This is a genomic window from Virgibacillus sp. GM2-2 (assembly GCF_055329585.1).
The window spans coordinates 1-627 of record NZ_JBUZWC010000036.1; the positions used below are offsets into that span (position 1 = coordinate 1).

The 627-nt window shown below is 46.3% G+C and carries 1 protein-coding gene; it reads right to left on the reverse strand.

Features of this window, described 5'->3' with window-relative positions:
* The coding region (tnpC, locus tag ACY9Z2_RS18875) for an IS66 family transposase (RefSeq protein WP_463611224.1) at window positions 1–627 on the reverse strand (627 nt) is incomplete at both ends.

The following is a 627-nucleotide window of genomic DNA, read 5'->3' on the forward strand; positions in this document are numbered from 1 at the left end:
CCTCAAATAAGTAACGAAGATAGTTGAATGGATTTAATCCGTTCTCCTTCGCAGTCTCCACAATGCTATAGATAATAGCACTGGACTTGGCTCCTTTGGCAGTGTTGCTAAACAGCCAATTTTTGCGTCCAATCACAAAGGGTTTGATGGATCGCTCGCTTCGGTTATTATCTATTTCTAAACGACCATCCTGCATAAATGCCCCTAATCGTTCCCACTGGTTACGACAATACTTAACGGCTTGGCCGAGTGCGCTTTTTGGTAAAACGCGTGGCGTCTGTTCTCGAATCCATGCTGAAAAAGCCTCCAGCACTGGCTGGCTGCGTTCTAATCGTTTTTCATAGCGTTCTTCTGGGCTTACGTCTTTTAGTTCGCGTTCAATCGCAAAAAGTTGGTTACAAAATGCGAGCCCTTCCTTTGCTTTGACGGAAGAAGTCCCCGCTGATTCAGGGAGTGCTTTCAGGGCATCGGTGAACTTGCGACGTGCATGCGCCCAGCACCCAACAAGGGTTACATGATTCAACCCGTTATAACCTGCGTATCCATCTACATGTAGATACCCTTGGAAGTCAGCTAAAAAACGGCGGACATGTTTATTCGCACGGGTTTGCTGATAATCATACAGAA